The sequence below is a fragment of the Streptomyces sp. NPDC047081 genome, assembly GCF_040643775.1.
Classification (GTDB): Bacteria; Actinomycetota; Actinomycetes; order Streptomycetales; family Streptomycetaceae; genus Streptomyces.
On record NZ_JBEYUY010000002.1, the window covers coordinates 565,077 to 572,811 of the forward strand.

At 72.2% G+C, this 7,735-nt stretch carries 7 protein-coding genes; 4 read left to right on the top strand and 3 right to left on the bottom strand.

Features of this window, described 5'->3' with window-relative positions:
* Positions 1–24: 24 nt before the first annotated feature.
* Positions 25–2,091, bottom strand: a complete 2,067-nt coding sequence (locus ABZ848_RS05670) for a SpoIIE family protein phosphatase (RefSeq protein ID WP_360825776.1) — start codon at positions 2,089–2,091, stop codon at positions 25–27.
* Between the two features lie 284 nt (positions 2,092–2,375).
* On the opposite strand from ABZ848_RS05670, the gene ABZ848_RS05675 reads away from it, so the two are divergent.
* The 4 genes from ABZ848_RS05675 (at position 2,376) to ABZ848_RS05690 (ending at position 6,400) form a co-directional block, all read left to right on the top strand.
* The gene (locus ABZ848_RS05675) at positions 2,376–3,248 is read left to right on the top strand and encodes a hypothetical protein (RefSeq protein ID WP_360825779.1); all 873 of its coding nucleotides are present in this window, start codon (positions 2,376–2,378) and stop codon (positions 3,246–3,248) included.
* A 103-nt stretch (positions 3,249–3,351) separates the two neighbouring features.
* Positions 3,352–3,720 carry a hypothetical protein gene (locus tag ABZ848_RS05680; protein ID WP_360825782.1) on the top strand — a complete coding sequence of 123 codons (369 nt, stop codon included), beginning with the start codon at positions 3,352–3,354 and terminating at the stop codon, positions 3,718–3,720.
* Between the two features lie 90 nt (positions 3,721–3,810).
* On the top strand, positions 3,811–5,826 hold the full coding sequence (locus ABZ848_RS05685) for an NADPH-dependent 2,4-dienoyl-CoA reductase (protein WP_360825785.1): 2,016 nt from the start codon (positions 3,811–3,813) through the stop codon (positions 5,824–5,826).
* A gap of 22 nt (positions 5,827–5,848) precedes the next feature.
* Positions 5,849–6,400: a PadR family transcriptional regulator gene (locus ABZ848_RS05690; protein WP_360825788.1), complete on the top strand. Its 552-nt coding sequence runs from the start codon at positions 5,849–5,851 to the stop codon at positions 6,398–6,400.
* Between the two features lie 12 nt (positions 6,401–6,412).
* Here the strand turns inward: ABZ848_RS05690 and ABZ848_RS05695 are convergent, their stop codons facing one another.
* Positions 6,413–6,958, bottom strand: coding sequence for a hypothetical protein (locus tag ABZ848_RS05695; protein WP_360825790.1), 546 nt, complete (start codon positions 6,956–6,958; stop codon positions 6,413–6,415).
* A 166-nt stretch (positions 6,959–7,124) separates the two neighbouring features.
* A partial coding sequence (locus ABZ848_RS05700; protein ID WP_360825792.1) for a fibronectin type III domain-containing protein occupies positions 7,125–7,735 on the bottom strand: 611 nt, incomplete at its 5' end.

Genomic DNA, 7,735 nt, shown 5'->3' on the forward strand with positions numbered 1-7,735 from the left:
TACGTCCCCGGTCTACGAGGATCCTCAACTCGCCTTCTGCACGCGGGCGATGAGAAGCGCCACGTCGTCGGAGTTGTCCGGCTGGTGCAGGGTGCGCAGCAGCAGGTCGCAGACCTCCTCCAGCGGCCGGTCGGGGCCGTCCAGCAGGGCGAGCAGCGCGTCCAGGCGTTCGTCGAGCGGGTGTTGGCGGGTCTCCACCAGACCGTCGGTGTAGAAGACCAGGCGGTCGCCGGGTTCGAGGTCGACCGTGGTGGTGGAGAAGGCGACGCCGCCGACGCCCAGCGGGGCTCCCGTGGGCAGTTCGAGCAGCTCCGGCGGGCGCCCCGCGCGCAGCCGGGCCGGCGGCAGATGGCCGGCGTTGGCGATCCTGCACTGCCGCAGCTCGGGGTCGTGGACGGCGTACACGCAGGTCGCGATGGAGTGGTCCAGGCCATCGGTGATCCGGTCCAGGTGTTCCAGGAGCCGCGCCGGATCGAGGTCGAGGGAGGCCAGCGTGTTCGTCGCGGTGCGCAGCCGGCCCATCGTGGCGGCCGCGTTGATGCCGCTGCCCATCACGTCGCCCACCACCAGCGCCGTCTTGCCGTCGTCCAGCGGGATCACGTCGAACCAGTCGCCGCCGACCTCGCTGGTGGCGCCCGCGGGCTGATAGCGGGAGGCGACCTCGAGGCCGCCGGTGACCGGTGGGTGGCTGGGCAGCAGGCTGCGCTGGAGGGTGAGGGCGGTGTCGCGGGCGTTCTGGTACCAGCGGGCGTTGTCGATCTGCACCGCCGCCCGGGCCGCCAGCTCCCGGGCGAGCAGCAGGTCGTCCTCGCCGAACGGCACCGGGTTGCGGGTGCGCTTGAGATCGAGGGCGCCCAGCACCTCGCCGCGCGCGATCAGGGGTACGGCCAGATAGGAGTGGACGCCCGCCTCGGCCAGCAGCTCGGCCGCCTCGGGGGAGCGGGCGATGCGGGGCAGGTCCGCGGGCCGGACCTCGGCCACCATGACCGGCCGGCCGGTGCGCACGCACTCGGTCACCAGGCGGTCCGGGCCGTACCGGGCCACCTGCCCGGGCGGATCGGCCGCACGCAGCGCCTCCGGGGCGTCGTCCGCCTCCACGGCCAGGGCCCGGATCACCGCCGACTCCGAGGGACCCAGGCTGCTTCGTCTGCCCTCCACCACCGCTTCGAGGAGGTCCACGGCGGCGATGTCGGCGAGCTCCGGCACGGCCACGTCGGCCAGTTCGCGTGCGGTGCGGTCCAGCTCCAGCGTCGTGCCTATACGGGCCGAGGCGTCGGCGATGAGGGCCAGCCGCCGGCGTGCGGCCTCGGCCTCTATGCCCGCCCGGTGCTGCTCGGTGACGTCGACGACCGAGCCCGCCAGGCCCAGGACGGTGCCGGTGGCGTCCTCCAGCCGGTACAGCGAGATCAGCCAGGCACGCTCGTCCTCCGGGGCGGCCGGCGTCCACCCGACCGTCTTCCGGTCGACGACGGGCCGGCCCGTCTCCAGCACCCGGCGCATCGCCGTCTCGATGGCGTCGACGTCGAGGAGCGGCAGGACCTCGCGGACGGAGCGGCCGATGTGCTCGCCGGCGGGCACCCCGTTGAGCGGCTCCAGTGCCGGATTGACCGACACGTACCGCAGATCGGTGTCGAAGACGGCGAGCCCGACCGGGGACTGGGTGATGACCTGCGTGGACAGCGCCACGTCCCGCTCCAGCCGCCGTACCGTCGAACGGTCGGCGCACAGCCCCAGCGCGTACACGTCGCCGTGGTCGTCGAGGAGCCGCATGTTGCGGAACTCCACCAGCCGTGTGGTGCCGTCCTTGCGCCGGATGGGGAAGGCCCCGGCCCAGCTCTGGCCGGTGAGCATGACGTCGGCGAAGAGTTTGACCACCAGGTCCAGGTGCTCCTCGTGGACCATGATCCGGGCCGCGTACTGCCCGAGCGCCTCCTGCGCGGGATAGCCGAACAGCTCTTCGGCCTGCGGGCTCCACAGCACGACGTGCCCGCGGGCGTCCAGGACCACCGAGGCCACGCCCAGCACGTCGAGCAGCCCGCTCGGCCGCACCGGCTCCTGGCCCTCGGCCGCCGGAAACCCGGGTGCACTCATCCCACGCACCGCCTTCGCCCGTTTCGCGCGGCACGCCGTCCCCCGTGCCGACTCCCCATGTTCTACCGCGTTCAACCGTCCCTGTGACGCCCCCGTCGCCCACCTCCACCATCCCTCAACACACGCGGGAGCGTCCCCGGCGGCGGTCACGACAGTACCCGGCACCGACCGTCGCCGAGCCGAAAGCCCCCGTTAGCCTGTTGGTCTGTACATGACCACACCAGCGGGCCAGACTGTCCGCCGAGCACGCCCCGCGCCCACCCCCGCCATGGAGGAGCCCTCCCATGCCCCTGCGCGCCCGGCAACGTTGTCAAGCAGTTCTCACGGCTGCCCTCGCCCTGGCCGCCGCGGCGGTCCTGTCGGCCGCTCCGCCCGCCTCCGCCGCCGACACCTGGACCGAGGTCGGCTCCGACCGCGCCGACCCGCTGACCGAGAGTCAGGGCCTGACCTCGGTGGAGGTCCCCGCCAACAGCGCCAACCGGTACACCGGGATCGGCACCATCCCGGTCGGCGTCTCCAGCCGCGGCTGGAACCACGTCGGCGACCCCGACGAGTCCTACGACGGCTACTACGTCGAGCCGTACCAGGCGGACTCCGGCACCGCCAAGATGTACCGGGCCCAGGCCCCCGACGGCACCTGGTCCGAGTACGTCCACACGCTCGCCTCCGGCGAGGCCCTCAACAACTCCTGGGCCGCGATCTCGCCCGACAGCCAGTACATGCTGTCCGGCGAGTGGGGCACGATGACCCGCTTCCTGGTCTTCCCGACGCCGGGCGCCAACAAGAGCACCTCGCCGTCCGCGAACCTCCCGCTCGCGTCCGTCGTCAACCTGGACCATGCCGTGCGCGACGTCCAGGGCTGCGACTTCACCGGCGCGACCACGCTGCTGTGCTCCTCGGACGACCCGGACCGCAGCCTGTTCGGCTACACCAAGCCGCTGCTCCAGATCGACCTGTCCGCCCAGCCCGGCTCCGCGAACGTCACCGGGCATGTCACCGCGCTGCGCCAGCTCCCGCTGCGCAGCTCCTGCTCCGGCACCTTCGAGGCGGAGGGCATCGACTACGACCGCCGGACCGGCACCCTGCGGGTGATCGTGATGTCGCCCGGCTTCTGCATCCTGACGGACAGCAAGACGTACCGGTTCACCAAGAGCTGAGCTCTCGCTGGTCCCGGACGGACTGTGGTGCTTTTCTGGGGATGTGGCGCGGTTCGCGGGGAACCCGCACGGCCGCGCCCACCCCAGGAGAGGAGCGATCACGATGGACCGTGAGCGACTGCACGACGAGTCCGTCTCCCTCGAGATCAGCGGATGCAGCAAGGAGGACGCGCGGATCGTGTTCGACACGCTGTGCGCGTGCTTCGAGTCCGACCGCGGTGCCGACGAGGTGCCGCAGCAGCTTCACGAGACACGGCCGATGGTGTGGCTCGGCACGTTCGAGGTGACCGACGCGCACAGCTGCCCGGCGCCCGCCCGGCTGTCGTCCTCCGTCGAGGCCGACGCGCAGGGCGGTTACTGGGCGATCGAGCGCCTGCGCACCACCCTGGACTCCCTGTTCACGGTGCGTGACCTCTCGTCCATGTCCGGAGACCAGGAGCGGGAACTGCACGTGGTCCTCGAGAGTCGCTGATCACAGAGTCGGGCCCTCCTTGTGCAACTAGTTGCATAAAACCTTCGCGGTCCTCTACAACAGAGGCACGACACCGCGACGGAGGGCCCGATGAGCCGCTACCCCCATCTGCTGAAACCGCTCGACCTGGGCTTCACCACGCTGCCCAACCGCGTCCTCATGGGCTCGATGCACGTGGGCCTGGAGGAGGCCGAGCGCGGCTTCGAGCGCATGGCGGAGTTCTACGCCGCCCGGGCGCGCGGGGGAGTGGGCCTGATCGTCACCGGTGGCATCGCGCCCAACGAGGCGGGGCGGCCGTACGAAGGTGGAGCCAAGCTGACCACCGACGCCGAGGCCGGGCAGCACACGGTGATCACCGACGCGGTGCACCGCGCCGGCGGGCGGATCGCCATGCAGATCCTGCACTTCGGGCGGTACGCCTACCACCAGGAGCTCGTCGCGCCGAGCCCGCTGCAGGCACCGATCAGCCCCTTCCCGCCGCGCGAGCTCACCGACGACGAGGTCGAGCGGACCATCGACGACTATGCCCGCGCCGCCCGCCTCGCCCGGCAGGCCGGCTACGACGGCGTGGAGATCATGGGCTCCGAGGGCTACCTCATCAACGAGTTCATCGCCGCGCAGACCAACCAGCGCACCGACCGCTGGGGCGGCTCGTACGAGAACCGGATGCGCTTCCCGGTCGAGATCGTGCGGCGGGTGCGCGAGGCCGTCGGCGAGGACTTCATCATCGTCTACCGGCTGTCCATGCTGGACCTGGTCCCGGGCGGCTCCACGCTCGACGAGGTCATCACGCTCGCCAAGGCCGTCGAGGCGGCCGGCGCGACCATCATCAACACCGGCATCGGCTGGCACGAGGCCCGCATCCCCACCATCGCCACCTCCGTGCCGCGCGGCGCCTACACCTGGGTGACCAAGCGCCTCATGGGCGAGGTGTCCATCCCGCTCGTCACCACCAACCGCATCAACACCCCCGAGGTGGCCGAGGAGTTGCTCGCCGGGGGCTACGCGGACATGGTCTCCATGGCCCGCCCGATGCTCGCCGACCCCGACTTCGTGAACAAGGCGGCGGCCGGCACTCCCGAGGCCATCAACACCTGCATCGGCTGCAACCAGGCCTGCCTGGACCACACCTTCAGCCTCAAGATCACCTCCTGCCTGGTCAATCCGCGCGCCTGCCACGAGACCGAACTCGTGCTCTCCCCGACCCGGTTGAAGAAGCGCGTCGCCGTCGTCGGCGCCGGCCCGGCCGGGCTCGCCTGCGCAGTCTCGGCGGCCGAACGCGGCCACGAGGTGACCCTCTTCGACGCCGCGAGCGAGATCGGCGGGCAGCTCAACGTCGCCCGCAAGGTCCCCGGCAAGCAGGAGTTCGACGAGACGCTCCGCTACTTCCGCCACCAGCTCGCCGCCCACGGCGTCGACGTACGCCTCAACACCCCTGTCGGGGCGGGTGACTTGGCGGACTACGACGAGGTCGTCGTGGCCACCGGCGTCACCCCCCGCACCCCCGACATCCCCGGCGTCGACCACCCGAGCGTCGTCGGCTACCTCGACGTGCTGCGCGACAACGCCCCCGTCGGCGACCGCGTCGCCATCCTCGGCGCGGGCGGCATCGGCTTCGACGTCGCCGAGTTCCTCACCGACGGCGGCGACAAGGCGCACGAGGACCCGGCGACGTACTTCCGGCAGTGGGGCGTCGACATGGACTACGCGGCGCCCGGCGGACTCGCCGCGCCCGAGCGGACCGCCCCGCCGCGCACCGTCCACCTGCTCCAGCGCAAGACCAGCAAGGTCGGCGCCGGCCTCGGCAAGACGACGGGCTGGATCCACCGCACCGAGCTCAAGCACCGCGGCGTCACCATGGTCCCGGGCGTCCGCTACGACCTCATCGACGACGCCGGACTGCACGTCACCATCGGCGAGGAGAGCACGGTCCTGCCCGTCGACACCATCGTGCTGTGCACCGGGCAGGAGCCGCGCCGCGACCTGTACGAGGAGCTGCTCGCCGCCGGCCGCAGCGCGCACCTGATCGGCGGCGCCGACGTGGCCGCCGAACTGGACGCCAAGCGCGCCATCAAGCAGGGCACCGAGGTCGCGGCCGCCCTCTAGGCGCCGTACCTAGGATGACTCCATGTCACTCCCGCACGCGATCCTGACCGCCCTGCTGGAAAAGCCGTCCTCGGGGCTGGAGCTGACCCGCCGGTTCGACAGGTCGATCGGCTACTTCTGGTCGGCGACGCATCAGCAGATCTATCGCGAGCTGGGAAAACTGGAGGCCGAGGGGCACATCCGGGCGCTGCCGAGCGAGCAGCCGGCCCGCGGGCAGAAGAAGAGGTACGAGGTCCTGCCCGCGGGCCGCGCCGAACTGGCCCGCTGGACCGCCGCGTCCCAGGACCCCAAGCCGCACCGCGACACGCTGCTGCTGCGGATGCGCGCCTCGGCCGTCGTGGGCACCGACGGCATCGAGGCCGACCTGCGCCGCCATCTCGCCCTGCACCAGCGGCAGTTGGCGGAGTACGAGGAGATCGAGAAGCGCGACTTCCCGCCCGGCAGGGACACTCCCCAGGACCGGCTGCGGCACCTCGTCCTGCGGGCCGGCATCGACCTGGAGACCTTCTGGACGCAGTGGCTCACACACGCCCTGACGGAGCTCGGCGAACTCCCCGACACCGGTCCCGAGTGAATCCCGCGGTCGTCAGAGCCGGTACGGCTTCGCGCGGCGGCGCAGGTACCAGCCCGTCGCGATGACGCCCGTACCGACCAGGGCGCTGCCCACCGCCAGGGTCAGCGGACCGTAGTCCCGCACGGCGCCGCCGAGACCGCCCATGACGCCGAGCGACGGCGAGGAGGTCGCGGAGATCGTCGGCGTCGAGGCGGCCGAGACGATGACCGACTGGCTGCCCGCGGTCGTGTTGTTGGCCGCGCACATGACCACGACGGTGTAGGTCCCCGGGCTCACGCCCTGCCAGGCGGCCGTCTGGAGACTGGTCGTCCCCGACAGGGCGACCTGCCGGCCCTGGGCGAAGTTCGCCTGGCTGCTGTTGAGTAGCGAGGCGGTGCCCCACATGCCGTTGGAGCTGGTCTGGTTGCACACCGTGGTGGTCACCGACACGGTCGAGCCACTGGTGCTGACGGAGATCCCCGTGCCCAGGGCCGCGGCGGGGGTGGCTGCCAGGGCGACCGGAAGCGCGGCGGCCGCCACGGCCAGGCCGGAGCGGAGGAGAAGCGATGAGTTGCGCATGGGACTGCCCTCCGGCGGCACGGTCGGCGGTACATCCCTAGCGCCGCCGAGGATCGGGAGACGCCCGTGCTGCCTCAGGGGAAGCCAACGTGCCCCCGGCCCGCCGCGCATGCGGGCGACGGCCGTGCAGGTGACGGATTCCTTCGTCCGGCCCAGGGAACTGGGCTCAGCCCGTGGTCACCGTCCGCTCGGCGGTGAAGCCGCCCCAGGTCCCGTCGGGCAGCTTCGCCCGGATCCGCACCCGGTGCGTCTCGCCCGCCTCCCGGCCGACGTAGAAGGAGTACGTCGCCCGGTCGCGCGGCGCGTTCCCGCCGTACACCAGCGAGGTGGCCGGCTGCCCGTCGAGGCGGATCTGGTACTCGGCGATGACGCCGTCCGCTTTGGGCGGGATCCAGGCGAGGTCGAGGTAGTAGGCGCCGTCGGCGCGGTGTGCCGTCGCGTGGAAGCCGGTGGGGGCGGTGGCGCGGCCGTCGTCGGTGCCGGGGGTGGTGAGCCGGACGGTGGCGCCGGGCGGCGAGACGTTGTCGGCGGCGTCCCGGGCCCGCACGGTGAAGGCGTAGCGGGTGCCCGGCCGCAGCCCGGTCACCACGGCCGCCGTCTGGGCCCCGCCCACGCTGTGGATCTTCGAGCCGCCTTGATAGACGTCGTACGAGGCCACGCCCGTGTCGTCGGTCGCGGCGGACCAGGACAGCTGCACCGCCCGGCTGCCGACCACCCGGCCCCGGGCGCGGCCCGGCACGGTCGGCGCCCGGCCGTCCGCCGCGACGGCCGCCGGTG